The 23,902-nt window shown below is 66.0% G+C and carries 25 protein-coding genes; 5 read left to right on the top strand and 20 right to left on the bottom strand.

Features of this window, described 5'->3' with window-relative positions; all coding sequences use genetic code 11:
• Positions 1-6: 6 nt before the first annotated feature.
• From fabF to VFY73_RS22300, 8 genes are all read right to left on the bottom strand, one after another.
• Positions 7-1,251 carry a beta-ketoacyl-ACP synthase II gene (gene fabF, locus VFY73_RS22335; protein ID WP_329722911.1) on the bottom strand — a complete coding sequence of 415 codons (1,245 nt, stop codon included), beginning with the start codon at positions 1,249-1,251 and terminating at the stop codon, positions 7-9.
• 51 nt (positions 1,252-1,302) lie between these two features.
• Positions 1,303-1,542, bottom strand: coding sequence for an acyl carrier protein (gene acpP, locus VFY73_RS22330; protein ID WP_324153546.1), 240 nt, complete (start codon positions 1,540-1,542; stop codon positions 1,303-1,305).
• 71 nt (positions 1,543-1,613) lie between these two features.
• Positions 1,614-2,363: a 3-oxoacyl-ACP reductase FabG gene (gene fabG, locus VFY73_RS22325; protein ID WP_329722909.1), complete on the bottom strand. Its 750-nt coding sequence runs from the start codon at positions 2,361-2,363 to the stop codon at positions 1,614-1,616.
• Positions 2,360-3,298 (bottom strand): ACP S-malonyltransferase, encoded by a 939-nt coding sequence (fabD, locus tag VFY73_RS22320; RefSeq protein WP_329722907.1) that lies wholly within the window; start codon positions 3,296-3,298, stop codon positions 2,360-2,362. The genes fabG and fabD overlap by 4 nt, the downstream gene beginning before the upstream one ends.
• A gap of 40 nt (positions 3,299-3,338) precedes the next feature.
• Entirely contained in the window at positions 3,339-4,343 is a 1,005-nt protein-coding gene (locus VFY73_RS22315) for a beta-ketoacyl-ACP synthase III (RefSeq protein ID WP_329722905.1), read from the bottom strand.
• Positions 4,340-5,416, bottom strand: a complete 1,077-nt coding sequence (gene plsX / locus VFY73_RS22310) for a phosphate acyltransferase PlsX (RefSeq protein ID WP_329722973.1) — start codon at positions 5,414-5,416, stop codon at positions 4,340-4,342. Before plsX ends, VFY73_RS22315 begins: the two co-directional genes overlap by 4 nt.
• 129 nt (positions 5,417-5,545) lie before the next feature.
• Positions 5,546-5,728, bottom strand: a complete 183-nt coding sequence (rpmF, locus tag VFY73_RS22305) for a 50S ribosomal protein L32 (RefSeq protein ID WP_329722903.1) — start codon at positions 5,726-5,728, stop codon at positions 5,546-5,548.
• Between the two features lie 235 nt (positions 5,729-5,963).
• Positions 5,964-6,527 (bottom strand): YceD family protein, encoded by a 564-nt coding sequence (locus tag VFY73_RS22300; protein WP_329722901.1) that lies wholly within the window; start codon positions 6,525-6,527, stop codon positions 5,964-5,966.
• 50 nt (positions 6,528-6,577) lie between these two features.
• On the opposite strand from VFY73_RS22300, the gene VFY73_RS22295 reads away from it, so the two are divergent.
• Together VFY73_RS22295 and VFY73_RS22290 are read left to right on the top strand one after the other, a co-directional pair.
• On the top strand, positions 6,578-7,204 hold the full coding sequence (locus VFY73_RS22295) for a Maf family nucleotide pyrophosphatase (RefSeq protein ID WP_329722899.1): 627 nt from the start codon (positions 6,578-6,580) through the stop codon (positions 7,202-7,204).
• Positions 7,201-7,986 carry an SAM-dependent methyltransferase gene (locus VFY73_RS22290; protein ID WP_329722897.1) on the top strand — a complete coding sequence of 262 codons (786 nt, stop codon included), beginning with the start codon at positions 7,201-7,203 and terminating at the stop codon, positions 7,984-7,986. Before VFY73_RS22295 ends, VFY73_RS22290 begins: the two co-directional genes overlap by 4 nt.
• Positions 7,987-8,006: 20 nt before the next feature.
• On the opposite strand, the gene VFY73_RS22285 is transcribed toward VFY73_RS22290, so the two are convergent.
• Positions 8,007-8,330: a VanZ family protein gene (locus tag VFY73_RS22285; protein WP_329722895.1), complete on the bottom strand. Its 324-nt coding sequence runs from the start codon at positions 8,328-8,330 to the stop codon at positions 8,007-8,009.
• Between the two features lie 24 nt (positions 8,331-8,354).
• Positions 8,355-9,839, bottom strand: a complete 1,485-nt coding sequence (locus tag VFY73_RS22280; protein ID WP_329722893.1) for a DEAD/DEAH box helicase — start codon at positions 9,837-9,839, stop codon at positions 8,355-8,357.
• 111 nt (positions 9,840-9,950) lie between these two features.
• Between VFY73_RS22280 and rfbB the strand changes: the two genes are divergently transcribed.
• The gene (gene rfbB, locus VFY73_RS22275; RefSeq protein ID WP_329722891.1) at positions 9,951-11,024 is read left to right on the top strand and encodes a dTDP-glucose 4,6-dehydratase; all 1,074 of its coding nucleotides are present in this window, start codon (positions 9,951-9,953) and stop codon (positions 11,022-11,024) included.
• 31 nt (positions 11,025-11,055) lie between these two features.
• On the opposite strand, the gene VFY73_RS22270 is transcribed toward rfbB, so the two are convergent.
• The gene (locus tag VFY73_RS22270; RefSeq protein WP_329722889.1) at positions 11,056-12,201 is read right to left on the bottom strand and encodes a glycosyltransferase; all 1,146 of its coding nucleotides are present in this window, start codon (positions 12,199-12,201) and stop codon (positions 11,056-11,058) included.
• Between the two features lie 104 nt (positions 12,202-12,305).
• Here VFY73_RS22270 and VFY73_RS22265 point away from each other — a divergent pair, with 104 nt between their 5' ends.
• Together VFY73_RS22265 and VFY73_RS22260 are read left to right on the top strand one after the other, a co-directional pair.
• On the top strand, positions 12,306-13,466 hold the full coding sequence (locus VFY73_RS22265; protein ID WP_329722887.1) for a polysaccharide biosynthesis/export family protein: 1,161 nt from the start codon (positions 12,306-12,308) through the stop codon (positions 13,464-13,466).
• A gap of 11 nt (positions 13,467-13,477) precedes the next feature.
• Positions 13,478-14,365, top strand: coding sequence for a DUF1796 family putative cysteine peptidase (locus tag VFY73_RS22260; protein ID WP_329722885.1), 888 nt, complete (start codon positions 13,478-13,480; stop codon positions 14,363-14,365).
• A 25-nt stretch (positions 14,366-14,390) separates the two neighbouring features.
• Here the strand turns inward: VFY73_RS22260 and VFY73_RS22255 are convergent, their stop codons facing one another.
• From VFY73_RS22255 to VFY73_RS22215, 9 genes are all read right to left on the bottom strand, one after another.
• The gene (locus VFY73_RS22255) at positions 14,391-15,635 is read right to left on the bottom strand and encodes a glycosyltransferase (protein ID WP_329722883.1); all 1,245 of its coding nucleotides are present in this window, start codon (positions 15,633-15,635) and stop codon (positions 14,391-14,393) included.
• Positions 15,636-15,643: 8 nt separating this feature from the next.
• Positions 15,644-16,627: a GDP-L-fucose synthase gene (gene fcl, locus VFY73_RS22250; protein WP_329722881.1), complete on the bottom strand. Its 984-nt coding sequence runs from the start codon at positions 16,625-16,627 to the stop codon at positions 15,644-15,646.
• On the bottom strand, positions 16,624-17,757 hold the full coding sequence (gene gmd / locus VFY73_RS22245; RefSeq protein ID WP_329722879.1) for a GDP-mannose 4,6-dehydratase: 1,134 nt from the start codon (positions 17,755-17,757) through the stop codon (positions 16,624-16,626). Before gmd ends, fcl begins: the two co-directional genes overlap by 4 nt.
• A gap of 103 nt (positions 17,758-17,860) precedes the next feature.
• On the bottom strand, positions 17,861-18,046 hold the full coding sequence (locus VFY73_RS22240; protein WP_329722877.1) for a hypothetical protein: 186 nt from the start codon (positions 18,044-18,046) through the stop codon (positions 17,861-17,863).
• Positions 18,047-18,241: 195 nt separating this feature from the next.
• Positions 18,242-18,991, bottom strand: coding sequence for an FkbM family methyltransferase (locus VFY73_RS22235; protein WP_329722875.1), 750 nt, complete (start codon positions 18,989-18,991; stop codon positions 18,242-18,244).
• 46 nt (positions 18,992-19,037) lie between these two features.
• Positions 19,038-20,315 (bottom strand): hypothetical protein, encoded by a 1,278-nt coding sequence (locus VFY73_RS22230; RefSeq protein ID WP_329722873.1) that lies wholly within the window; start codon positions 20,313-20,315, stop codon positions 19,038-19,040.
• A 12-nt stretch (positions 20,316-20,327) separates the two neighbouring features.
• Positions 20,328-21,509, bottom strand: a complete 1,182-nt coding sequence (locus tag VFY73_RS22225; RefSeq protein WP_329722871.1) for a hypothetical protein — start codon at positions 21,507-21,509, stop codon at positions 20,328-20,330.
• A 44-nt stretch (positions 21,510-21,553) separates the two neighbouring features.
• Positions 21,554-22,465, bottom strand: a complete 912-nt coding sequence (locus VFY73_RS22220) for a sulfotransferase (RefSeq protein ID WP_329722869.1) — start codon at positions 22,463-22,465, stop codon at positions 21,554-21,556.
• An 82-nt stretch (positions 22,466-22,547) separates the two neighbouring features.
• Positions 22,548-23,885 carry a hypothetical protein gene (locus VFY73_RS22215; protein ID WP_329722867.1) on the bottom strand — a complete coding sequence of 446 codons (1,338 nt, stop codon included), beginning with the start codon at positions 23,883-23,885 and terminating at the stop codon, positions 22,548-22,550.
• Between the last annotated feature and the right edge of the window lie 17 nt (positions 23,886-23,902).

The raw sequence follows: 23,902 nt of genomic DNA, 5'->3' as shown, positions 1-23,902 counted from the left end.
GGTGCGTCAGACGCGGCCGAACACCAGCGTGCCGTTGGTGCCGCCGAAGCCGAAGTTGTTCTTCACCGCCAGGTCGATCTTCATCTCGCGTGCGGTGTTGGCGCAGTAGTCCAGGTCGCACTCGGGATCCTGGCTGAAGATGTTGATCGTCGGCGGCGACACCTGGTCGCGCAACGCGAGCACGGTGAACACCGACTCGATGCCACCCGCGCCACCGAGCAGGTGGCCGGTCATCGACTTGGTGGAGTTCACGACCAGCCGCTTGGCGTGGTCACCAAAGGCCAGCTTGATCGCATTGGTTTCGTTCAGATCGCCCAGCGGCGTCGAGGTGCCGTGTGCGTTCAGGTACTGGACCTGGTCGGGATTGATGCCGGCGCTGCGCAACGCGGCCTTCATCGAACGTTTCGGGCCATCGACGTTGGGCGCAGTCATGTGGTACGCATCGCCCCCCATGCCGAAGCCGCGCAACTCGGCGTAGATCTTGGCCCCGCGCTTTTTCGCGTGCTCGTACTCTTCGAGCACCAGCACGCCGGCCCCCTCCCCGAGCACGAAGCCGTCGCGGTCCTTGTCCCAGGGGCGGGACGCGGTGGCCGGGTCGTCGTTGCGGGTCGACAGCGCACGTGCCGCGGCGAACCCGCCGACGCCGAGCAGCGACACCGTCGCTTCGGAACCGCCGGCGATCATCACGTCGGCGTCCCCGTATTCAATCAGGCGCCCCGCCTGGCCGATGCAATGCAGGCCAGTGGTGCAGGCGGTGACCACCGCCAGGTTCGGGCCGGTGAAACCGTAGCGGATCGCCAGGTGCCCCGAGATCATGTTGATGATCGAGGCCGGCACGAAGAACGGCGAGATGCGGCGAGGGCCGCGCTCGAAGGTCGTCTTCGCTGTGGCTTCGATTTCAGGCAGACCACCGATGCCCGAGCCGATCATGCAGCCGATGCGTTCGGCCGTTTCCTCGGTCAGTTGGTCGTTGGTGAGCAAGCCCGCATCACGCACCGCCTGGATCCCTGCCGCCATCCCGAAATGGATGAAGCTGTCCATGTGCTTGGCTTCCTTGCCCGGGATGTAATCCTCGAGTGGAAAGCCTTTGACCTCGCCTGCGAACTGGCAGGCAATGCCCGAAGCATCGAACCTGGTGATCGGTGCAATGCCCGAGCGGCCGGCCAAGATGTTGGCCCAGCCTTCGGAAACGGTATTGCCGACCGGGCAGACGAGCCCTAGGCCGGTGATGACGACACGTCGACGGGTCATGCGTTCGAAATGCTGATCGCTGGCGGCCGGAGGCAGGCCGTTCGAATGGGCTCAGGCCTTGGCGTGCGCCTTGGCGTAGTCGATCGCCAACTGCACGGTGGTGATCTTCTCGGCTTCTTCGTCGGGGATTTCGATGCTGAACTCGTCTTCGAGGGCCATCACCAGCTCGACAGTGTCCAGCGAGTCGGCGCCGAGGTCGGCCACGAACGCCTTCTCGTTGCTGACATCGGCTTCGGGGACGCCCAGTTGCTCGGCAATGATCTTCTTGACGCGTGCTTCGATATCGCTCATGACTCCTCCAGGAGGTTGCGTAAAACGGGCCGGATTCTACGCTGGCAGGTTACCAGCGCCGGCGGTGGGAATCAGCTCATGAACATGCCGCCATTGACGTGCAGTTCAGTGCCGGTGATGTAGCCTGCCTCAGGCGACGCGAGGAAGGCCACGGCGTGGGCAATCTCGCTCGGCTGGCCCAGGCGCTGCAGCGGGATCTGCTGCAGCAGCGCGGTCTTCTGGGCTTCAGGCAAAGCGTCGGTCATGTCGGTGGCGATGAAGCCGGGTGCGACGCAGTTGACGGTGATCGCGCGGCTGCCCAGCTCACGGGCCAATGCACGAGTCATGCCAGCCACACCGGCCTTGGCCGCTGCGTAGTTGGCCTGGCCCGGGTTGCCCGACGCGCCGACGACCGACGTGATGCTGACGATGCGGCCGTAGCGCTGCTTCATCATCGGGCGCATCACCGCGCGCGACAGGCGGAAGACGGCCTTCAGGTTGGTGTCGAGCACCGCATCCCAGTCGTCGTCCTTCATGCGCATCGCGAGCGTGTCGCGGGTGATGCCGGCGTTGTTGACCAGCACATGCAGCGCGCCATGCTCTTTGACGATCGCGTCGATCAGCGCGTCCACGCCGGCGGCGTCGTTGACATTCAGGTTCACGCCTTTGCAGCCCGGGTGAACGGTCAGTGCCTCACCGATGGCGGCCGCACCGGCGTCGCTGGTGGCGGTACCGATGACCTTCATACCGCGTGCGGCAAGCTCGAGTGCGATGGCGCGACCGATGCCGCGCGACGCGCCGGTCACCAGGGCGACCTGGCCTTGCATGCTTTGCGAACTCATGCGAGCAATCCCTTCACTTCAGCCAGCGAGGCCGGGTCGAACACGGTGGCGCTCACGGCCTCGGCATCGATGCGCTTGACCATACCGGCCAGCACCTTGCCGGGGCCGCATTCGATGATGTGCGTCAGGCCACGCGCACGCAGGGCCTGCACCACCTCGACCCAGCGCACCGGGCCAAAGGCTTGACGGTACAGCGCGTCGCGAATCGCCGCGGGCTCGCTCGCGACCGAAACGTCAATGTTGTTCACGACCGCGATCGTCGGTGCGGCGATCGCCACTTCGGCCAGACGCGCCTTCAAGCGCTCGGCCGCCGGTTTCATCAGGCTCGAATGGAAAGGTGCCGACACCGGCAGCGGCAGCGCGCGCTTGGCGCCCTTGGCCTTCAGCACTTCGCAACCCTTTTCGACCCCGGCCTTGGTACCGGCAATCACGGTCTGCTTCGGGTCGTTGAAGTTCACCGCTTCGACGACCTCCCCGCTGGCCGCCGCAGCTTCGGCACAGCCGGCGCGAACGGTGGCGGCATCCAGGCCGAGGATCGCCGCCATCGCGCCCTGCCCGACCGGCACGGCCTCTTGCATGGCCTGCGCACGCAGGCGCACCAGCGGCAGTGCATCGGCCAGGCTCAGGCAGCCAGCGGCCACCAGCGCGGTGTACTCGCCCAGAGAATGGCCCGCCACCGCGGCCGGCGCAACGCCACCTTCGGCCCGCCAGGCGCGGTAGCAGGCGATGCCCGCCGTCAGCATCACCGGCTGCGTGTTGGTGGTCAGGTCCAGTTGTTCCTTCGGACCGGCGTGAATCAGCGCACCGATGTCTTCACCCAGTGCAGCCGACGCTTCGGCCAGCGTCTGGCGGACAGCCGGGTGGTCGCCCCAGGCGTCGAGCATGCCGACAGCCTGCGAGCCCTGGCCCGGAAAAACGAAAGCGAACGAGGTCATCAAAGACACCTTCAATCGAACGAATCAGGAACGGCGTGGCTCAGAAGTCGAGCAGCACGGCACCCCAGGTGAAGCCGCCACCGACGCCTTCGAGCATCAGCGTCTGACCACGCTGGATCTTGCCGGTGCGCACAGCGTGGTCGAGCGCCAGCGGAATCGATGCCGCCGACGTGTTGCCATGCTCGTCCACTGTCACCACCAGGCGATCGGCCGGCAGCTTCAGCTTGCGTGCCGTGCCCTGCATGATGCGAATGTTGGCCTGGTGCGGGATCAGCCAGTCGATGTCTTCGGCGCTGCGGCCGGCGGCTTCGAGCACTTCGCGTGCGACCTCGTCCAGCACCTTGACGGCGAGCTTGAACACCGCCTGGCCGTCCATCTTCAGCAGCGGATCGCCCAGCACCTGGCCACCGGACACGGTGCCCGGCGTGCAGAGGATTTCCATGTGCTGGCCATCCGCATGCAGCTTGGTCGCCAGGATGCCGGGCTCGGCCGACGCCTCGAGAACCACCGCACCCGCGCCATCACCGAACAGCACGCAGGTGGTGCGATCGTTGAAATCGAGGATGCGCGAGAAGACTTCCGAACCGATCACCAGCGCACAACTGGCCGAACCGGAGCGGATCATCGCATCGGCCACCGACAGGCCGTAGACGAAGCCCGAGCAGACTGCCTGCAGGTCGAACGCCGGGCAGCCTTGAATGCCGAGCTTGCGCTGGATGATGGTGGCCGTCGACGGGAACACCATGTCGGGCGTCGACGTGGCCACGATGATCAGGTCGACGTCTTCGGCCGTGCGGCCGGCGGCCTCCAGCGCGTGGCGGGCGGCGTCGACCCCCAGATCGCTGGCGTTGACCGTGGCTTCGGCAAAGCGACGCGCCCGGATGCCTGTGCGCTCGACGATCCACTCGTCGGAGGTCTCGAGGCCACGGCTGGCCAGCTGGGCCGCCAGTTCGGCGTTGCTGACGCGGTGCGGCGGCAGCATGCTGCCGGTTCCGGTGATGCGGGCGTAGCGCTGAGGGGGGATGCGGTCGGCGGAAGAATTCATGCGGCGGGACGCACGGGCTCGTCGTTGGGCGGAAGGGCCGCCGCCTGCAAGGTTTCGACGATGCGCTCGTGCACCTGTTCGGGCAAGCGATTGCGGGCCGCATCATAAGCCCGCGCCAGAGCCCGACCGAACGAGAAGGCATCGGCCGAGCCGTGGCTCTTGAAGACCAGGCCCTGCAGGCCCAGCAACGCCGCGCCGTTGTAGCCGCGCGGATCGAACCGCTTGCGGAAGTGTTTGAGCACTGGCAGCGCCACCAGCGCCGCCACCTTGGCCATCCAGTGGCGCTTGAACTCGGCGCGCAGGAAGCCTGTCAGCATGTGGGCCAGGCCTTCGCTCGTCTTCAGCGCCACGTTGCCGACGAAGCCGTCGCAGACGACGATGTCCACCGTGCCGTTGAAGATGTCGTTGCCTTCGACGTTGCCGTGGTAGTTGAGCTGGCCTGCGTTGGCTGCGGCGCGCAGCAACTCGCCGGCTTGTTTGATCGTCTCGCTGCCTTTGATCGCTTCGGCGCCAATGTTCAGCAAGCCGACGCTCGGCTCGGCGGTGCCTTCGAGAGCCGACACCAACGCACTGCCCATCACCGCGAACTGCAGCAGGTGCTCGGCCGTGCAGTCGACGTTGGCGCCCAGGTCGAGCATGGTCGTGAAACCGGGGCGCTCGTTCGGGATGACCGATGCGATCGCCGGGCGATCGATGCCTTCCACCGTCTTCAGCACGTAGCGCGAGATCGCCATCAGCGCGCCGGTGTTGCCAGCGGAGACAGCCACATCCCCCATCGCGCGGCCATTGGCATCGGGCTTGAGCTGATTGATGGCGACCCGCATCGACGAGTCCTTCTTGCGCCGCAACGCCACCTCGACCGGATCATCCATCGAGACAATTTCGGTCGAAGGCACGAGTGTGCAACGCGGCCAGCTCGCCGCCGGGGCGATGGCATCGGCCATGCCCACCAGCACCAGGTCCGCCTGAGGGTGGGTGGCCAGGAATTCTTTGCACGCAGGCAGCGTGACGGAGGGCCCGTGGTCGCCGCCCATGCAGTCGACAACGACGCGGACCCGCTCAAGAGGCGTCAAAGTATGTGCGTGCGACACGTTCTGGAATGGCAAATGCCGCAGTCAGGCTGCGGCATTGTGTTCGATTCACGGATGGGGGCAGGCACGCGCCAACCCGGCCGGGGATTGAAGGTCAGGCCAGGGCCCGTATCAGGCGTCGGCCTTCGTCTTCAAGACCTTGCGGCCGCGGTAGAAACCGGTCGGGCTGATGTGGTGGCGCAGGTGCACTTCACCGGTGGTCGATTCGATCGCGGTGCCGGGCTGGACCAGCGCGTTGTGCGAACGATGCATGCCGCGCTTGGACGGCGACTTCTTGTTTTGCTGGACAGCCATGGAACGCTCCTGGGGCACCAACCGATGTGGTGCAGCGGTGTCCGGCGCCAAAAGCAGCGCTGGAACACGATCGAAAGTTGGACACACCCGGCGCCACTCGAACGCCGCGGCGAAAACATCGCCGCTGTCGACAGCCAGGCGCAAAACGACGCACCCGATCCGGGAAAGCCCGAAAGTATACCACCGTCGACTGCCACGGCGCCAGACCCGCCTTGCGGGCCGCACGGATGCGGCATCAGGCCTCGTCTGGCTTTTTCTTCAACTGGGCCAATGCGGCAAACGGGTGCGGCCGCTCGGGCGCCGCTTCAGCCGGGGGGGCCGCAGCCGCGGAGTCGCCGAGAGGCAATGGCTGCGGGCAGGCATCGTGCCGCGGAACCAGCGGCAACGCCAGCAACAACTCGTCTTCGACCAGTTCGCGCAGATCCATGTAGCGCTGAAGCTCGAGCACGTCGTCTTCCAGTTCGGCATCCAGCGCCTCGGCCTGTTCGGCATCGCGCACGAAGCGCACCCAGCGGTCCAGGTCCAGCGGCACGGCCAGTGCACCGAGGCAACGCTGGCAGCGCATGTTGACGCAGGCCTGAGCCGTGAGGTGCAGCCAGAGTTCCGGCTCGCCACCGGTCACCGGCCGCTGATCGCCTTCGGCCTGCCAGTGGATCGGCGAGTCCTCGGGCACGGTCCCCAGCACCGAGCCGGCGAGGCGGTCGAGCGCGGCCAACGGCCACTCGCCCGCCAACTCACCGCGCGCCGCGGCCAGCGCGGCCACATCCAGGCGCCGCGGGTCGATCGGTTTCGCATTCATGCATCCAGTTTAGCGGCGGGCACCGCCGGGAGCCGGTGGAATAATTCAACATGCCCGAATCCCAAACCGCCGCCCTGCCCCGCCTTGTCCTGGGCTCCACCTCACGCTATCGGCGCGAATTGCTGGAACGCCTGCGACTGCCGTTCGATGTGCAGTCGCCGCAAGTGGACGAGTCGCCGCAGCCCGGCGAGGCGCCTGCGGCCCTGGCTCAGCGCCTGGCGCTGGCCAAAGCTCGGGCGGTCGCCGCAGCCAGCCATGACGACACGGTGGTGATCGGCTCCGACCAGGTGGCCGATGTCGATGGCGAACCGATCGGCAAGCCAGGCACGCACGAGCGCGCCGTCGCGCAGTTGCGCCGGATGAGCGGCCGCACGATTGTTTTTCAAACCGCCGTCGCGGTGGCGCGGGCGAGCACCGGTTTCGAACAAGTGCGGCTCGCGCCGGTGAGGGTGCGTTTTCGCGACCTGGGCGACGCCGAAATTGAGCGCTACCTGCGCCTGGAGCAGCCGTACGACTGCGCCGGCAGCGCCAAGTCGGAAACACTCGGCATCGCGCTGCTGAGCGCCATCGAATCCGACGATCCGACGGCGCTGGTCGGGCTGCCATTGATCCGGACCTGCGAGTTGCTGCGCGCAGCAGGCCTGGACCCGTTGCTGGCGACAGGCCAGGCCCGATGAGCGCGCACGCCACGGCGGGCCGCTTGGTGCTGGTGCCCAACACGCTCGACCTCGGCGCGACGCCGGAGCCGATCGACCACGTGCTGAGCGCGCATGCCTTGCGTCGCGCCGCCGGCCTGCAGCACTGGGTGGTGGAAAGCGCCAAAACGGCACGCGCATTCTTGAAGCGGGTGGACGCCGCAGTGCCGCTGGCCGCGCCGCTGCAAACGCTGGCACTGCAGGAGCTGCCGCGCGCGCGCAAGGGCAGCGGCACAACCATCGAGGCCGATGAGTGGAAGAAGCTGCTGGCGCCGGCGCTGGCGGGGCACGATGTGGGCCTGCTGTCCGACGCCGGACTGCCAGCCGTGGCCGACCCGGGCGCCGGCCTGGTGGCCGCCGCGCACGCCTTGGGGCTCACTGTCGAACCGCTGGCCGGCGCCAGCTCGTTGACACTGGCCCTGGCCGCCAGCGGGCTGAATGGCCAACGATTCGCCTTCGAAGGCTATTTGCCGCAGAACGCCACCGAACGCCAACAGCGCGTGCGGGAGCTGGAACAACGTTCGCGCCGTGAAGGTCAGACCCAGCTGGTGATCGAAACGCCTTACCGCAACGAGGCCCTGCTGCAGGCACTGAGCCTGAGCCTGCAACCCGAGACGCGCTTGTCGGTGGCCTGTGGCCTCACCTCGTTGACGGGTTGGTGCCGCACCCAGGCCGTGTCGGCCTGGCGTCGCGAGTTCCAAACCGCCGGGCGGGTGCCGATGCCGGACACGCTGCCGGCGGTTTTCATGTGGTTGGCCGGCTGATCAGCCGGGCCGCGCAAGACTCAACCCGCGCCGCCGCCGAGCAACCAACGCCCAGCCGCAATGCCCAACGCATCGGCCAGCACATCGCCAAGTGAGGGCTCACGCGTCGGCGTCAGCGCCTGCGCCAATTCGATCCCGATCCCAAAGGCCAGCAGCACCGCCGCCAGGGCCCACGACGGCTGAAAACGCGCCTGCTTGCCAATGGCCCACAAAGCCAAGAAAGCTGCAGCGTGGCGCAGCTTGTCGGCATGCACGAACCAATCCTGGCCACCGGTGCCGGGCATCAAGGCCAGGAACAAGATGGCCACGGCGGCGCAGGCGAACGCCACGCGCCAGCCAGCCACGCGAATCGTCCCGCCCACGGCGCGTCAGGCTTTGGCAGTGCCGCCAAGCAGCGCCGCCACCTTGCGCTTGGTCCGGATGTTCGGGGACAGCCGATTCGGCGCTGGTGTGGACGGCGCGCTCTTTTCCCAGGCGGCCGGCCCGTCGGTAGGCGACGGCTCATACGGCTTGTCGAAGAAAGGGTCGCGCGGAACCGAACGCGGCTCGTAGCGCCGCGGGGCCGATGCGCCGGCATAGGCGCCCGCGGTGGAACGGCCCTCGGCAGGGTGGCTGGCGCCGCGCTCGTCTTCGCGCATCGGCGGACGGCGCCGAGGCCGATCGTCGTCCAGCTCCAGGGCGTCCAGCTCGATCTTCTTCTTGATCAGCTTCTCGATGTCGCTCACCAGGCGCGCATCGTTGCGGGTCACCAGTGTCACCGCCAGGCCCGATGCACCGGCTCGGCCCGTGCGGCCGATGCGGTGAACATAGTCTTCGGCGTTGAACGGCACGTCGAAGTTGAACACGGCCGGCAGGTCGGCAATGTCGAGACCGCGAGCCGCCACATCGGTGGCCACCAGCAGATCGACCTCGCCGGCCTTGAACGCGGCCAGGGCCTTCAGGCGCTCGTCCTGCGACTTGTCGCCGTGCAATGCCGACGTGCGCATGCCGTCCCGCTCAAAAGAGCGCGCCAGGCGTGCAGCACCGAGCTTGGAATTCACGAACACCAGCGACTGCGTGATGTTGCGCTCCTTCAACAGGTGCAACACGGCTCGCCGCTTGTCTTCGTCCGCGACGCTGTAAAAGCGTTGCTCGACCGTCGACGCGGTCGCGTTCGGCCGCGCCACTTCGACCAGGATCGGGTCTTGCAGGTAGCTATTGGCGAGCTTCTTGATCTCGGGCGAGAAGGTGGCCGAGAACAGCAGGGTCTGGCGCTGCTTGGGCAGATAGCTCAGGATGCGCTGCAGGTCGGGCAGGAAGCCGATGTCCAACATGCGATCGGCCTCATCGAGCACCACGTACTCGACCTGGTTCAGCACCGCATTCTTGGCCTCGATGTGGTCCAGCAACCGGCCCGGCGTGGCGATCAGGATCTCGACGCCGGCCTTCAGCTCCAGCGTCTGCGGCTTCATGTCGATGCCGCCAAAGACCACCGTCGAGCGCAGGTTGCTGTGCTTGGCGTAGGCCTTGACGTTGTTGGCCACCTGGTCGGCCAGTTCGCGTGTCGGGGCCAGCACCAGGGCCCGGACGGGGTGGCGAGCCGGCGAAGCGCTCGAGTTCTCGTGCCGAAGCATCTTCTGCAGCAGCGGGATCGAAAACGCCGCCGTCTTGCCGGTGCCTGTCTGGGCAGCGCCCATCACGTCGCGCCCCTCCAAGACGATCGGGATCGCCTTGGCCTGGATCGGCGTCATGGTCATGTAACCCTGGTCGGCCACGGCGCGCAGGAGCTTGGCGTCCAGCGGCAGGGTGTCGAAACGGGCAGGAGGCGGGGTGTCGGCGGCAGCTGCCACGGAAACCTGAAGGTCGGAACTCATCACCGCGCATTATCGCTGCTACAACAGGCGACTACACTTTGACAATTGGGGTCCAGACCCAGCCATTTCAGAACATTGCCGCCCGCCGGGCGCGCCACAGAGAACATCGGCATGATCCTCGTCACCGGCGGCGCCGGCTTCATCGGAAGCAATTTCGTCCTTGATTGGCTGGAAAACGGCGCCACCGGCGACGAGCCGGTGGTCAACCTGGACGCGCTCACCTACGCCGGCAACCTGCGCAATCTGGCAGCGCTGCAGGATGACCCCCGGCACATCTTCGTGCGCGGAGACATCTGCGATCGCGCCTTGGTCGACCAGCTGCTGGCCCAGCACCGGCCACGCGCAATCGTCCATTTCGCCGCCGAAAGCCATGTGGATCGCAGCATCCACGGCCCCGGCGAGTTCATGCGGACCAACGTGCAAGGCACCTTCACGCTGCTCGAATCCGCGCGAGCCCACTGGACGGCATTGCCGGAGGCTGAACGCGCAGCGTTTCGCTTCCACCACGTCAGCACCGACGAGGTCTACGGCAGCCTGAAGTCTGGCGCTCCAGCCTTCACCGAAACCCACCCGTACGAGCCCAACAGCCCCTACTCTGCCAGCAAGGCCGCCAGCGACCATCTCGTGCGCGCCTGGCACCACACCTATGGCCTGCCGGTGGTCACCACCAACTGCTCGAACAACTACGGGCCGTTCCACTTCCCCGAGAAGCTGATCCCGTTGATGATCGTCAACGCACTGGCCGGCAAGCCGCTGCCCGTCTACGGCGACGGCCAGCAGATCCGCGACTGGCTGTACGTGAAAGACCATTGCAGCGGCATCCGCGCCGTGCTGCAAGGCGGCCGCCTCGGCGAAACCTACAACATCGGCGGCTGGAACGAACAGGCCAACATCGACATCGTGAAGACGATCTGCGCGCTGCTCGACGAACTGAGACCTGACCCTGCCGGCCCCTACGCGCGCCTGATCACCCACGTCACCGACCGGCCCGGCCACGACCGTCGCTACGCCATCGACGCGCGCAAGATCGAACGCGAACTCGGCTGGCGCCCCGCCGAGACCTTCGATTCCGGCATCCGCAAGACGGTGCAGTGGTACCTCGACCATGCCGATTGGGTGGCCGAGGTGCAGAGTGGTGGGTATCGGGAGTGGGTGGAGAAGAACTACGCCACGCGCACCACGTGACGTCGGACGCCGCGAGCCGACCGGCTCCGCGTCAATGCCGATCCAACGGCGTTTGGCGAACGCTCTCGGAATGGCCCGGCGGCCGCCGATAAAACATCCAGCGTGGCGACCTGAAGCGCACGATCCGCCAATACAACACCAGGTAGCTGGCCACGAAAAGGGCCAGAAACACGGCCAGCATCGGCGTGTTGTCCCAGAAGGCTACCGCCGGAATGATCGAGAACATGCACAGCAACCAAAGGTAGGGCGACGACATAGAGTTGCGCCGCGTGAGCTCGCGCGCGCTCTGACCGCCCACGGCCCAGCGCATCACACGCCGGTAGATCAGAGAGTGAAGATGAATGCCGTCAGGCACGCTGGGCGGAACCGAGCGCAGGAACCAGCGGCGGTAGATCGAGAACAGCGTTTCGAAGATCGGGTAGATGCACGCCAGCAGCGGGAAGAAGGGCGACACCTCGTTCGGATTGCGCACGAGCAGCAGAATCGACAGCTCGGACACGAAGAAGCCCAGGAAGTAGGCTCCACCGTCGCCGAGGAAGATAAGTCCGCGTGGGAAGTTCCAAAGGAACAACCCCAGTACGGCGCCGATGCCGCCGACCGCCAGCCAGCAAATCAGAAGATCGGATACCTGGAAGGCGACGTACGCCAGCGCCGCGAGCATGAGAGCGACGCACATCGACGCCAGACCATTCAGCCCGTCGATGATGTTGATCGCGTTGGCGATGCCCGCCACCGCCAGCACGGTCACTGCGAGCGAGCCGAAACCGAAGGAAACGATCCAGTCGATGCCAGGGATGTCGGTGTTGTGAACCGCGGCACCCATCCAGTAGTAGGCGATCACGGCAGACAGCGCAGTGGCGAGCAACCGCCCGCGCGGTGTCAATGCCTCGGTCAGGTCCTGCACGAAGCCGGCCACGAACGCCACTGACGAGCACGCAAGCAAGGTGAATGCGAACCGCCCGTCTTCCGGACCACCGACCAGCCAGAGAAAGACCGAAGCCGCACTGATGCCCAGAACGACGGCAAGACCGCCGATTCGCGGCACGGCTACAGCATGGATGCCCTGCGGCTTGTCGAAGTCGTGGTCGGCAGAATGCCGTCCGTGAAGATGCGCCGAATGCACCAGGAGCAAGGTCACGCCGGCGGAGACGAGGAAAGCCGTTAAGAAGATGAGCACCTGGTCATTCTAGAGAGCTTGTCTCGCCGCCTCCTTGCGACGGCGCTGCGCCGGCGGCTCAGCGCGCGTGCGGTACAGTGTCGGGCCACTTAATTCAGCTGCCCATGTCTTTGCATCCAAGGCTGACTGCTCTGCTTTGCGCCGTCGTTTTTAGCGCATGCAGCCAGTTGCCCACCACCGGCCCGAGCGCCAGCACGATTCGCCAGACGCCTGCATCCGAGGCTCCTGCGGCCACCGGCGTGGTCCAGGTGGTCGACATCAACGAAAACGTTGTAAGTCAGTTGCTGGCGGGTCAGTCGCGAACACAGTTTTCCGAAGCTTTTGGCGACGCAGCCGCCTCTGCTCAATCGGTAGGCCCGGGCGACGTTCTCGAAGTCACCATCTGGGAGACGCCACCTGCCACCCTGTTCGGTGCCGTGGCATCCGACTTGCGCGTCGCCGTTGCCGCTGTGCCGACGACGCTGCCTGCGCAAATGGTGGACCGCGAAGGCACCATCAGCGTCCCGTTCGCCGGCCGAATCCAGGCGGCAGGCATGACACCGCGCGCCATCTCCGCGTCGATCATGCAGGCCTTGAAGGGCAAGGCCAACCAGCCACAGGTGTTGGTGAGGGTGGTGCAGAACACCTCGGCCACCGTGACCGTTGTCGGCGAGGTCGCGACGAATGTGCGTGTGCCACTGACGGCCGGCGGTGAGCGCCTGCTGGACGCCCTGGCGGCGGCGGGCGGCGTGAAGCAGCCTATCAGCAAAGTCTCGCTGCAGCTGACTCGGGGAACCCGGTTTCAAACCATGCCGCTCGAAGCCATCATTCGCGATCCGCGGCAAAACATCCCGATGCAACCGGGTGATGTGCTGACGGCGCTGTATCAACCGCTCAGCTTCACGGCGCTCGGTGCGACTGGCCGCCAGGACGAAGTGGCCTTCGAAGCACAGGGCATCTCGTTGGCGCAGGCCATGGGGCGTATCGGCGGGCTGCTCGATAGCCGGTCGGACCCGCGCGGCGTTTTCATCTTCCGATTCGAGCCGAAGGCTGCGCTGGAATGGCCTCAGCAGCCCGCTGCGACCACGCCGGAGGGCATGGTGCCAGTGGTGTACCGGTTGGACCTGTCGGACCCCCGGAGCTTCTTCGCGATGCAGAGCTTTACGATGCATCATCGCGACCTGGTCTACGTCAGCAATGCGCCGGCTGCGGAGCTGCAAAAGTTCCTGAACATGGTGTTCTCGGCGGTGTACCCGGTGGTCAACCTCGTCAACGCGACCAAGTAGCTGCGGCTGATATGGATTGGTGGACCCGGCTCGTGCGCCGGCTGCAAGGCGGTTTGATCGGCAGGTCGCACCACACCCGGTTGGTGCAAGGGACCGCACGGACCTTGATCGGCCGGGAACTCGAACTGGACCAGGCCGAGGCGCTGGCCAAGCGCCTGGGCAGCGATGCCACCGAGATGGCTGCCGTGCTCTCCGAGATGCTGCGCTCGGAAGAAGCGCGCCGCTATGCCGCACCGCCGCTGCTACTCGACGCGGCTTCGATCAACGCGCGCACCTGCTTCATCTCGCTGGGCACCCACTGCTTCACCGCCAGCCTGCTGCAACGCTGGGGGCTGAGGTCCTGGTCCGGCCCGTTCGACTGGCTGTTCGCTTCGCCCAGCATGTTGACCCATGCGCTGGACGACGACTTCGCGACCCTGTTGAACCGCCGGTACTATCACGAGGTGCCGGTCGAAGAGCGCCCGAACGGACCGGACGTCAACCGCGTCGAGCACCTGTTCTACCGCGACGAGCACCGGGTCTCTTACGTCTTCAATCACCATGACGTGCACCGCGACGAAGGACACGCCTACCTGGTGCGTTGCGTCGAGCGACTGCGGGCCCAACTGGCCGCGGACACGCACAAGACCTTCCTGCTGCTCAGGCGTGCCGAACACGCGAAGACCAGGGAAATCGTCGAGCTGCAGCAAGCGCTGGCTCGCCGCACCAGCAATTTCCGGCTGTGCGCGTTCCTGGTGGCCAAGCGCCAATCGACCCCGCTGCCGCGCGCAGACATCATTCGCTGCGATGAGACCTTGTCGATGTGGCGATATCACCCCTGCTCGACCTGGCACGCGCTGTATTTCGATTCGCCGCTAGACGAAGTCTCCCTCCTGCGGCTGGCTTCCGCGCCCTCGTGACTGCGAAGCCCTGAAACCCGCGGGCTCAGGCAGGCTGCACGGTGAAGTCGAGCACGCGGAACGCCAACTCGCGCCGGTCCGACGAGCGTGGGTCGAGGTCGATCGGCACGAAGCCGCCTTCGGTCTCGATGCTCCACACGGCCTGCTCGCGGCGTTGCGCGGGTGACACCGGCACCACCAGCTCGAATCGGCCCGGGCCGTCGACGTCGACGCCCGATACGCCACCGTCCGGGTCATGAATGCGGATACGCAGGAGACTGCCGCCGCGGCGCTCGTTCGCACAAGTCAGGCGCATCGCCGCCACGGGTGGGCCATCGGCTCGCAGGCGCAACTCGCAAGTCGGGCCCGCCCAACCGTCCGCATGAACCCCCACGCCGACGTGCGCCGTCGACAGTTGCACCCGGCGATCCGCATCCGTGCGCCGCAGGACCTCGTCGGCATGTCCGGGCGCCAACCAACCCGATGCGCGCTGGACGAGGTCGGACATCGCCTCGCGCAGCGTCATCGGGTCGGCGCGAAACGGATGGGTTGCACACATCTCGTCCAGGTGCGTCAGCAACCAGTGGCCGGGCGCGGCGCCAAGATGCCGATGCACGACCTGCAGGCCTTCCAGCGCGACGCGCTGCCGCATGCGCATCGTGATGGCACCTTCGTGTAGGCGCGTACTCGCCTGCATGGCGTCGACAAAACCGATCCCGCGCGGATGCCGCTTGAACAGCCGCATCCAGAGGTCGAAATCGAATGCGGCCTTCAGCGAGTTGTCGAGTCCGCCGGATTCGATGTAGGGCGCGCGGCGGAAATAGGCGGTAGGCTGACAGATGAAGCAGCCGTCGGCGAAGACGTGGATCGGCGTCGACGGCGGCAAGGTCGGGTAGACCTCCAGGTGCCGCCCATGCACATCGACGTGCTCGCCCTGCCCATAGACCATCACGTGCTCGGGGTGGCCAGACAGGTGTTCAAGTGCCCGGCGCATCGCCCCCGGGCGGTAGATGTCATCAGAGTTGAGCCAGCCGATCAGCGGCGCTCTGGCCTCCAGGATACCGCGATGCACCGCGTCGGCCGGGCCGTCGTCGGGCCCGGAGAACCAGCGCAGCCGGCCGGGAAAGGCCGCTTCCAGCGCCTGCAGCTCGGTCTGCGTACCATCGGTCGAGCCGCCATCCATGACGACGACCTCGACGTCGTCGACTTCTTGCGACATGATGCTGCGAACCGCTTCGCCGATGAACGGCCGCTGGTTCAAGGTGGGCATCACGACGCTGATCGCGGGCATGGAAGGCCTCACAGGCGCGCAGTGGCGTGATGCTCGAGGAACCAGGCGTAGGTTTCGCGCAGCCCTTGCTCCAACGGGATGCCCGCCTGCCAACCCAGCGAGCGCAGGCGCGAGACGTCCATCAGCTTGCGCGGGGTGCCGTCGGGCTTGCTGGCATCGAAGCTGAGCCGGCCCTGGAAGCCGCTCACGCGCGCGCAGGTCTCGGCCAGTTCACGGATGCTGCAATCGACGCCGGTGCCGACGTTGATATGCGAGAGCATCGGCTGGGTGTGCCGGCGGTAGACTTCGTCGTCGAGTTCCATCACATGCACGCTGGCCGCCGCCATGTCGTCGACATGCAGGAACTCGCGCAGCGGCTGTCCGCTGCCCCAGATCACCACCTCGTCGGCGCCGCTTTCGACCGCCGCGTGAAAGCGGCGCAGCAGCGCGGGAATCACATGGGAGTTCTCGGGGTGGAAATTGTCGTTCGGGCCGTACAGGTTGGTCGGCATCACGCTGCGGTAGTCGTGCCCGTACTGGCGGTTGTAGCTTTCGCAGAGCTTGATGCCGGCGATCTTGGCGATCGCATACGGTTCGTTGGTGCTTTCGAGCACGCCGGTGAGCAGCGCGTCCTCGCGCATGGGCTGTGGCGCCTGGCGCGGGTAGATGCACGAAGATCCGAGGAACAGCAGGCGGCGGATGCCGGCGCAATGCGCGGCATGGACCACGTTGCACTCGATCATCAGGTTCTCGTAGATGAACTCCGCCGGATAGGTGTTGTTCGCGTGGATGCCGCCGACCTTGGCCGCCGCCAGCACCACGTGCCCGATGCCGCGCGCCGCGAAGAACTCACGCACCTGAGCCTGCGAGCCAAGATCGAGCTCGCTGCGGGCGGCCGTCACGACCTGCGTGTAGCCCAAGGCCTGCAAGCGCCGAACGATGGCTGAGCCGACCATGCCCCGATGACCGGCGACGAACACCGGCGTGCTGCGATCGATGGTGGCCGTCGTCATTTGGCGCCCGCCTCGCGCGCCACGGCGACATCGTGTCCATGCGAGCGCAACAACGCCATGCGCTGCGCGGCGCGAAGGTCCTCGGCCACCATCTCGGCGCACATCTGCCGCGCGCCGATCTCCGGCGTCCACCCGAGCTTAAGCTTTGCGCGCGATGGATCGCCCAGCAGCGTTTCGACCTCGGCCGGGCGGAAGTAGCGCGGATCGATGGCGACGATCGTGTCACCGGGCTTGAGGGCCGGTGCCTTGTCGCCTTGCACGGCTTCGACGACGCCACGCTCGTCCACGCCGTGCCCGTCGAATCGAAGCGTCACCCCGAGGTCGGCCGCGGCCCAGGTGATGAACTCGCGCACAGAATGCTGCACCCCCGTCGCGATGACGAAATCCTCGGCATGATCCTGCTGCAGCATCAGCCACTGCATGCGCACGTAGTCCTTCGCGTGGCCCCAGTCGCGCAGCGCGTCGATGTTGCCCATGTAGAGGCAGCGCTCAAGGCCCTGGGCGATGTTGGCCAGCCCACGAGTGACCTTGCGCGTCACGAAGGTCTCGCCGCGGCGCGGGCTCTCGTGGTTGAACAGGATGCCGTTGCAGGCATACATGCCGTACGCCTCCCGGTAGTTGACCGTGATCCAGTACGCGTAGAGCTTGGCCACCGCATATGGGCTGCGCGGGTGGAACGGCGTGGTTTCGCGCTGCGGGATCTCCTGCACGAGACCGTACAGCTCGCTGGTGCTGGCCTGGTAGAAGCGGGTCCGGTCCTGCAGGCCAAGCAGGCGGATCGCCTCGAGCAGGCGCAAGGTGCCCATGGCATCCACGTCGGCGGTGTACTCCGGCGCTTCAAAGCTCACGGCCACGTGCGATTGCGCACCGAGGTTGTATACCTCATCCGGACGCACCTGCTGCAGGATGCGGGTTAGGTTGGAACTGTCGGTCAGGTCGCCGTAGTGCAGCACGAAGCGCTGGTGCTCAACATGCGGGTCTTCGTAGATGTGGTCGACCCGCTGGGTATTGAACAGCGACGCCCGGCGCTTGATGCCGTGAACTTCGTAACCTTTTGCGAGCAGGAACTCGGCCAGGTAGCTTCCGTCCTGGCCGGTGACGCCGGTGATGAGCGCGGTCTTTCTGGTCATGGCAAGAGTCTACCCGCACCCTAATGCGGAAGCGCCGACGTGACTCGCAGCGCGCCGGAATTCCCATTGATGACCCACCGTACGACGGGTGCAGACGGCGCAGTCACCGCCCTGCCATGCTCAGCGCCCGGGAGGCGGAACCGAATTGCAGCCGTCCGACTTGCTGTCGAGGCGCATCCGTCTCGGCCGACTCGGTGAGCATGATGCCGGCATACCCGACGCTGATGATCCCGTTTCGAGCGATGGTCAACGACTCGAAGCCGCTCGCGCGAATGCCGTTCATGTCCATCCCGAAACGCCGTTGATTCGCCAACTGGCCAATGGCGTCGAAGCGACTGTCCTATTTCTTCGCCCCGGTCACCGGCGCCGAGCCGATCACGAAGACGCAGCCCTTAAGGTCTCCGAGGGTGGCGGAGGGGGGTGCCGGCTGCGCGCCGGCGTGAGTGCGGCGAGACACCACGCCAAAGCGCCGCGCAGAGGGCGCTCAATCCCCCTCGCGCTGCCTGGCTTCCTGCATCTTCTCGTAGTAGGCACGTGCACGGTTCAACGTTTCCTTGCCGCTCATGTAGAGATTGCGCTCGCTGATCGGCGAGCACAGGCTCGCGAAGCACAGGTCGATCGAGTGCAGGCGATCGTCACCCGGCCGACGCAGGGGCTCGACCATGTCGTAGAGGATAAAGCCGTTGGAGAAATAGAACTCCAGGTAGTCCTTCAGCTCCGGACCGCCGCCCCACGGCCCGTACATCGGCGTCTCGGTGATGACGAGGTCGACTCTCTTCAGGGTCTCGACGGCGCCCTTCGCCACGTCGAGGTCGAACCCCTGCGCGTCGGTCTTCAGCAGGACGGGTTGCGGCAACGCCAGACCCTTGGTGAACGAGTCGAGCGTAATCATGTCGATCTCGTGCTTGGTGTCCTCCGGCACCGTGGATCCTTCGAAGCAGACTGTGGCGATCTGGTGCAGGCCTTGATCTCGCGGCACATAGAAGGTCACCTTCTTGGACTGCGAACCAAGCGCGACGCGCACGTGCTCGCCCCGAATCTTCTCGAGAATCTGCGCGATCGCCGGCCCGAACGACTCGACCGGCTCGAACAGATAGAACATCGCATCCGGGAATGCCGAATACAGCCAGGGCGTGCCGTTGGCGACGCCAACATCGAACACGACCTTCGGATAGAAACCCAGCTTCTTCAGGTTCTTCAGCAAGCCATCCTGATTGACGAACGAGACTCTCATGCAAACAACTCCATGGCGGGCTCTGGGCGGTCGCGCGTGACTGCCCTCAAGGTGCGGCGAGCATCGGCGCACCTATGCGGCCGACCAGTGTGCTCGGGAAGAATGGCGAGCGATTACGGGGCTCGCTGCGCGCGAGAATGCGCGCAGCGTATGCGCCGACATCGTTGACCAGGCGGTACTTGCGGCCCTGCACTTCTGCCCGTGCACGGTATTCGCCCATTCTCTCAACCATCCCCGCGAGCTGGTCGACGGCTTCGTCCAGGTGCTCGACCACGCAGCCACCACCTTCGGTGACGAGGCTCGCGCAGAATGTGCCGGCGAAGGTCAACAGGCATTTGTCCGCCGCCACCGCCTCGACGGCAACGCCGGACCCGCGGATGCGGTAGTTCTTGCGGTCGTAGAGCAGCGCGACGATGTCGCATTCGAGCAGATTCGACCGGTACTCTTCTTCGCCGAGCACATCCGGAATCAGCCGCACGTAACTCGATGGCAGTGCCTGCAGCCGCTCGATCGCCTGCCGGATCGCGGGTAGATAGCCGATGATCTGCGGGCTGCACTGCACGACGAAACGTAAGCGGCCCGATCGGCCGAGCGATTCGTACAGGCGCTCTGCGAGCGTCGGCAGGTGCAGGAATCCCTTCTCCTCGCGCGCTGCGCCGAGATAAAGGACCGTGACCGGACGCGTGGCATCGGGTGCCGCTGAAGACTTCGACATCCAAGGCGCCGGCAGCGGCATGGGCCGCATATTGAAGCCATAGGTCGCCGTGTAGTGGCGCGCGAGCTGAGGCGTCTCCGCCCAGAAGAACAGCTTGCGGTCGACGCTGGCAAGGGCACGGAACGAGCGCAGCGCTTCGAGCACGGCGGGCCCTGGATCCTTCCCTGGCATGGTGTCGTGGTCGTAGGGAGTGCACACGTGGACGAACGGACCTTCCGAGGCCTGATCACGCTGCGCATGCAACTGCAGTGCGCGGAAGACGTCGCCGAACCCCGTGTGAAAGTACACATGATCGCGCGCGCTCAAGCCCGCGGCCGCCACGCCGTCGTCGAGTTCGGCGAGCAGGCGCCTGTGGAGGTCCGGCGGAAGGCACCCCTTGGTCTCCGCGCGATAGCGGTCGTACATCGTCGCGGAGAAGACCTTGTGGACAGTGACGCCGTCTGGCGGCTCGGCATTGAAATCCCGGTGCACGAGCCACGTCACGGGAATGCCACGCGCCTGCGCGCCGTGGGTGAGTTGAAGCGTCAGCGCGAAATGGTGCCCTCGGCCATCGGCGAGCGAAGGGTCGGCGAATGCCAGGTGCGGCGCATGGGGGTTCAAGGTCGTCATGGCGAAACGCCGCTAAAAATAGCGCCATACCTCATCGGTGGTGATGAGGTTGTACGGTGGCATGCGGTAGCGCGCGCTGTCGGCGAAATGCGTCGAGTCCTTGCTCATGCCGCAGTTGTAGATGGTGCGCTTGCGCGTCGGCTTGTGCACCTGGCCGTTCATCGCGGTCAGCAGGCACAGCGTTTCGTCCCACGCGAAAAAGCGCTCAAGCGTGTGGGTCGGCTGGCGCGGCGGCGTGACATCGATGCGAGCCCGGATTTCCGCCGTCAGCGCAAGACTGACGAACTGCTGGTAGCGTTCCTCGGTCATCGAGTAGCAGTCGATGAGCTGGCGCAACGCAGGAGCCAGTTTCTCGGTCGTCGTCGCCCAGCCCCATCCCTGGAAACGGGGGCAGGTCGCCCCTTCGCTGTCCGTGAGGAAGTGATGGCCGTAGACCGAGAAGATGCTGGGATCGGACCGCACCGCCTCGATCTCGGCCCTGAACTGCTCTACGGCGTCGCTCGTGGGGAAACAGTCGTCCTCCAGCACGAGGATGTCGCGATAGCGGCCGCACATCTCGGACAACGCAAGGATCAGCAGCTTGCGGAATGCGAACTGCCCGTTCTGCCGGTGGATGCGCTTGACTGGATAGCCTTGCACGAGTTCGAAAGTCTTGGTCACCTTCTGCTTCAGCACCGGATTGCCCTGGTGGCCATCCAGCCAGACCTCGGTGTACTGCAATGCGTCCTGTCGCTTCAGGCTTTCAAGCACGGCCTTCAACTCTTCGAGCCGCGTATGGCCGAACACCGCGATGCCGAACGGCTCGAGCTCGGGGAGCGCGCTCGGCGCCGCCATATCGACAAGGCACAGGGGATCGATGGACGGTAGCGAGACGAGGCGTTTCGACAATTCGTTCTTCTCGGTCTCCAGCCGCTCCACCCGTCGCTGAAGATCCGCGATCTCCGCCGTCTGCGCCTCGGATGAGCGCCCGTCCGCAATCGGCTGTGGCTCCGGCTCGTCGACCACCGATTGCGGATCCACGTACGAGCGCACGCTCTTCAGGTGCCGGTGCCGCTTCGCCAGCATCGCCGCATCCAGCGAGCTGCCCGCCAGCGATGCCTGCCCTTCCGCCAGCAGGCGACGCGCGGCAATGACGTCATTTGCCGCGTACGCCTCGATGGCCTGCTTGCACTGCGACCAGAATCGATCTGACATCTCGGTACGTTTTCCTTGTTGGCTTTCTACGCTGTCCGCCGCCTTCAGCTCAGCGGGTAATCCAAGCGCTTGCAGAGCGCCTGCATGTGTTCAGAGCGCGCGGCCTCGCTCATCAGGGCATCAGCCTCCGGCTGCCGAGAGCGCGCTTCGATGACGCTGCCGCTGCGCCCGCTGTCGCCACTGAGCTCGATGGCGTCGAAAAGGTCGACGAAACTCTCTCGCATCGGCAGATTCAGCACGCCGCAAATGCGGGTGAGTTCACGCGCGGGGTCCTGTACGAAGTCCTCGTAGCGGACGATCGGCACGTCACCATGGTGATCAAGGAACATCTGATAGCGGCGGGCATACTCGTCCACAGTGTCGGGCTGGAAGTGCACCCAGCGGTTGCGACGAAGCGACGCAAAGCTGTCCACCGGATGGCGAACGGTCAGCAACGACAGCGACGGCAGCTCCGGCGGCAGCAACTCACGCAGCGCAGGTCGGCCCTCGATCTTCTCGCCGACACAGAAGTGGCCATGGGCATGGTCGCGCAGCAACAGATACTGCCCGCGAGACACGGTGGCTTCATAGAGCGTCTGCAACGAACTGCGAAACAACTTCACGACCAGCTCATCGTCGCCGCCGCGCGAGCTGTGGCGCAGCAGGCCGATCATGTCGGTCGGCATGAACTTGGCACGCGAAGGACCATGCGCCAGCGGGCTCAACGGGTCGACTTCCGAGAGCAACTGCACATTGGGCAGCGCCGCAATGCACTTGCACATGAGCGTGCCGCCACTGCAGGCAAGATGGTGGACGAGCCGCACCGGCTGCATCTGACGCTGCTTGACCGTATGGCACAGCTCAAGACATTGCTGCAGTAGCGAGGGCGCTGGCAGGACCGGCTCGGCGGCCGCGGGCTCCGGCGACGCACTGGCGCCCAGGAGGTCGACGGCATCGCGCAAGGTGCGCGCCAGCATGCCGGCTGCCACGGCGTGCCGATGCGGCAGCTCGTCGCACCGGTTGGTGAGCGCGGGCGGAGATGGGGCTTGGTTCATCAGCTCAGCGCGCACTCTCTACGGGCGCCGGCACCCTTTCCTGGGCCCTCGGCCTCGTCGCGGGCATCGACTCCTGCCCGGCGGCGAGCGCCAGCTCCTCGTAGTAGCGATTGGCCACGATGAGCCTGTCGGTCAGCTTGGCCAGCAGCTCCTGGGTGCCCCGCTGATCACGCATCAACGCGGAATAGCGTTCCTGCAGCTCGTGCAGATCGCTCTCCCGCAAAGCTTCCGCACGGACCGCGGCGCTCAGCGCCCGCTGGCTGCTGAGCAACTCGCCCTCCAGCACTTGCAGGCGTTGCCGGCTATCGACCAGCGCCGTCCGTGCTTCATCGCGCTCGCGCACAGCCGCCTGCAAATGCTGCTCATCGACCAGCACAGCAGCCATCGCTTCATCGCGCTCGCGCTGAACCTCCCGCAAATGCTGCTCATCGATCAGCGCAGCCATCGCTTCATCACGCTCGCGCTGAGCCGCCTGCAAATGCTGCTCATCGACCAGCGCAGCCATCGCTTCATCGCGCTCGCGCTGAGCCGCCCGCAGCGTCTCGATCGCGGCGGCGCGATCCTCTGCCAGATTCTCCGCGGCAGCCAGTGCCTCCCGCGCGGCGCTCAACGCGGCGTCACGCTCTTGCAGCGCGAGATTGGCCCGCCGCTGCTCCTCCTCGAGCCGGAGAACGCTGGCTCGCAGACGCCTCACTTGCGCGCCGTGGACATCGAATCGCCACGCCGAGACCGGCCACAGCGGATCGGCATCATGGTTGTCTCCCAGCGCCTCGAAGCTGCGCTCGCGCAAGCGCGCCGCCGCGAATGCCGCGGGCATCACGCCCTCACCCACCAACGGTGCGCAGCCTTTGAGCACGACGACTTCGAAGCGCTCCAGCAATGCGTGCGGCAGCGCCTGCAGCAGGACGGCTTCCTGGCCTGGCACGTCCATCACGAGCACATGGCTGTGCTCGTCGTCGAGTTCACCCACGGCCTGCGCCAGCCAGCGATCGAACGCGACGGCCTTCAGCGGCTGCGCGCCGAGCAGGCGCAAGCGTGGATAGAAGCGCACCAGATCGCTACGATCGACCGGCCCGTTCATGCTGGCAAGCGTGTAGCGATACCAGTGCAAGCTCATGTCGCGGCGCGCGACCACGTCACCGAACACTTCGACGACCGCCTCTGCCGCGGCATGCTCGCGCAACGCCGCCGCGGAATCCGGATCGCCTTCAAGGAGAAGCAGGCGCGCGGGATTCAGTGACCGGTAGTCTTCGATGACCGCGCCGGTGCCGGCGCCCACGTGGACGACGGTGCCAGTGGGATGGCGCAACCCGCGCCCAATGCTGTCGAGGAAAGCCTTCATCGGAGTGGCGAGGCGGA

The sequence above is a fragment of the Ideonella sp. genome (assembly GCF_036277275.1).
GTDB lineage: Bacteria > Pseudomonadota > Gammaproteobacteria > Burkholderiales > Burkholderiaceae_C > Ideonella.
Note: the sequence above shows the minus strand (reverse complement) of the source record. Positions and strands in the feature narration are given on the sequence as shown.

Coding starts and splice junctions, on each gene's coding strand:
- VFY73_RS22265 (WP_329722887.1), top strand. CDS start 12,306: ATGTCTTTGCATCCAAGGCTGACTGCTCTGCTTTGCGCCGTCGTTTTT.
- fabF (WP_329722911.1), bottom strand. CDS start 1,251: ATGACCCGTCGACGTGTCGTCATCACCGGCCTAGGGCTCGTCTGCCCG.
- VFY73_RS22315 (WP_329722905.1), bottom strand. CDS start 4,343: ATGAATTCTTCCGCCGACCGCATCCCCCCTCAGCGCTACGCCCGCATC.
- fcl (WP_329722881.1), bottom strand. CDS start 16,627: ATGACGACGGCCACCATCGATCGCAGCACGCCGGTGTTCGTCGCCGGT.
- gmd (WP_329722879.1), bottom strand. CDS start 17,757: ATGACCAGAAAGACCGCGCTCATCACCGGCGTCACCGGCCAGGACGGA.
- VFY73_RS22230 (WP_329722873.1), bottom strand. CDS start 20,315: ATGACGACCTTGAACCCCCATGCGCCGCACCTGGCATTCGCCGACCCT.
- fabG (WP_329722909.1), bottom strand. CDS start 2,363: ATGAGTTCGCAAAGCATGCAAGGCCAGGTCGCCCTGGTGACCGGCGCG.
- VFY73_RS22290 (WP_329722897.1), top strand. CDS start 7,201: ATGAGCGCGCACGCCACGGCGGGCCGCTTGGTGCTGGTGCCCAACACG.
- VFY73_RS22295 (WP_329722899.1), top strand. CDS start 6,578: ATGCCCGAATCCCAAACCGCCGCCCTGCCCCGCCTTGTCCTGGGCTCC.
- rpmF (WP_329722903.1), bottom strand. CDS start 5,728: ATGGCTGTCCAGCAAAACAAGAAGTCGCCGTCCAAGCGCGGCATGCAT.
- VFY73_RS22300 (WP_329722901.1), bottom strand. CDS start 6,527: ATGAATGCGAAACCGATCGACCCGCGGCGCCTGGATGTGGCCGCGCTG.
- VFY73_RS22215 (WP_329722867.1), bottom strand. CDS start 23,885: ATGAAGGCTTTCCTCGACAGCATTGGGCGCGGGTTGCGCCATCCCACT.
- VFY73_RS22220 (WP_329722869.1), bottom strand. CDS start 22,465: ATGCTGGCGCGCACCTTGCGCGATGCCGTCGACCTCCTGGGCGCCAGT.
- fabD (WP_329722907.1), bottom strand. CDS start 3,298: ATGACCTCGTTCGCTTTCGTTTTTCCGGGCCAGGGCTCGCAGGCTGTC.
- VFY73_RS22225 (WP_329722871.1), bottom strand. CDS start 21,509: ATGTCAGATCGATTCTGGTCGCAGTGCAAGCAGGCCATCGAGGCGTAC.
- acpP (WP_324153546.1), bottom strand. CDS start 1,542: ATGAGCGATATCGAAGCACGCGTCAAGAAGATCATTGCCGAGCAACTG.
- VFY73_RS22240 (WP_329722877.1), bottom strand. CDS start 18,046: ATGGACATGAACGGCATTCGCGCGAGCGGCTTCGAGTCGTTGACCATC.
- VFY73_RS22260 (WP_329722885.1), top strand. CDS start 13,478: ATGGATTGGTGGACCCGGCTCGTGCGCCGGCTGCAAGGCGGTTTGATC.
- VFY73_RS22255 (WP_329722883.1), bottom strand. CDS start 15,635: ATGCCCGCGATCAGCGTCGTGATGCCCACCTTGAACCAGCGGCCGTTC.
- rfbB (WP_329722891.1), top strand. CDS start 9,951: ATGATCCTCGTCACCGGCGGCGCCGGCTTCATCGGAAGCAATTTCGTC.
- VFY73_RS22235 (WP_329722875.1), bottom strand. CDS start 18,991: ATGAGAGTCTCGTTCGTCAATCAGGATGGCTTGCTGAAGAACCTGAAG.
- VFY73_RS22280 (WP_329722893.1), bottom strand. CDS start 9,839: ATGAGTTCCGACCTTCAGGTTTCCGTGGCAGCTGCCGCCGACACCCCG.